At 31.3% G+C, this 393-nt stretch carries 1 protein-coding gene; it reads left to right on the top strand.

All coding sequences use genetic code 11. From position 1 onward, the window contains the following. A partial coding sequence (locus GUI70_RS22735) for a transposase (protein ID WP_161884526.1) occupies window positions 1–393 on the top strand: 393 nt, incomplete at both ends.

The raw sequence follows: 393 nt of genomic DNA, 5'->3' as shown, positions 1-393 counted from the left end.
ATGGTTTTAAACGTGACTTCAAGCTATATGAATGCGATGACTGTTCAGCATGTTCTTTGAGGCAACAATGCATGAAGCCAAATTCGAAATCCAATAAGAAAATCATGAAGAATTATAATTGGGAATACTTTAAAGCCCAAATTAATCAAAAGCTTTCTGAACCAGAAACGAAAAAAATCTATAGTCAAAGAAAAATTGATGTAGAGCCTGTTTTTGGATTTATGAAGGCTATTTTGGGTTTCACTCGAATGTCAGTTCGAGGAATAAATAAAGTTAAACGAGAGCTAGGTTTTGTATTAATAGCACTTAATATAAGGAAAATAGCAGCTCAACGAGCTGTACATTATAAAATACATATCAAAAAAGCTGATTTCTATCAAGTAATTAATAGAA

The organism is Deinococcus alpinitundrae (assembly GCF_009982895.1).
GTDB lineage: Bacteria > Deinococcota > Deinococci > Deinococcales > Deinococcaceae > Deinococcus > Deinococcus alpinitundrae.
The sequence above is the reverse complement of the archived record's forward strand: the minus strand, read 5'-3'. Positions and strand labels throughout refer to the sequence as shown.